The organism is Candidatus Symbiopectobacterium sp. NZEC135 (assembly GCF_025962695.1).
The window spans coordinates 1-829 of record NZ_JAGFPF010000938.1; the positions used below are offsets into that span (position 1 = coordinate 1).

General features: G+C 57.5%; 2 protein-coding genes. Both read right to left on the bottom strand.

Annotation, left to right across the window (positions count from 1 at the left end):
• On the bottom strand, positions 1–407 hold a 407-nt coding region (locus J5224_RS31580), incomplete at its 3' end, for a flagellar protein FlhE (RefSeq protein ID WP_264628929.1).
• A partial coding sequence (locus J5224_RS31585) for an FHIPEP family type III secretion protein (protein ID WP_264628930.1) occupies positions 404–829 on the bottom strand: 426 nt, incomplete at its 5' end. The genes J5224_RS31580 and J5224_RS31585, both read right to left, overlap by 4 nt.

The following is an 829-nucleotide window of genomic DNA, read 5'->3' on the forward strand; positions in this document are numbered from 1 at the left end:
TGGTAATTAACGGCGATCTGGACTTGCCGTATGTCTATTGGGCGATAAACGCGCCCCTTCCCTTCCAGGAAATAGGTGAAGCGGAATTCGCTGGTTGCAGGTAATCCCCGAAAGGCTTGAGTTTCCCCACTGCCGCCTTCAATGTCAGCGCAGCGCTGTACCGTACACAGTTTCACGCGCAAGCCAGGATCGTATATCCCATCGACGGCATAACGCCAATAGACCACGGTGATCGAATTCTGTGGATTGACGCCCTGAGGGGGGGTGGGTGCCAAGGGAGCCGAGTTAAACAGTTGACCTCGATAGGTCAATGTCACTCCGGATTTACTGGCATTCCACCCGCCTTGCCCCGCCGATACCGTCAAGGGCACAAGCAGTGCTGCCAGCACGGAAAATCGCTTGATCACTGCGCCTCCCCAATCATCGCTGTCATTCTTATCTGACGGCTGTCGCTGATTTCAAGATTGGACAGCACCGCCATCTGCGGCAAACTGCGGTGCAGAAAGCGCGCTAGCAGACCGCGCAACGCATGGTTTACCAGCAGCACCGGAGGAGCCCCCAGCATTTCCTGACGGCTTAGTGCCTGCTTGGCCTGCACCAGAAGTCGATCGGCCAGTCCCGGTTCCAGCCCGCCGCCACCTTGCAGCGCTTGCAGTAAGATACGCTCCAGCGAACTATCCAAACCAATCACTTGCAACTCGCCTTCGCCCGGGAACCACTGTTGGGTGATGGCACGGCCCAAGGCGACGCGTACCACGGTGGTGAGTTCATAAGGGTCCGGTTGCACCGGCGCATGTTCGGCCAGCGTTTCAATGATGGTGCGCATATC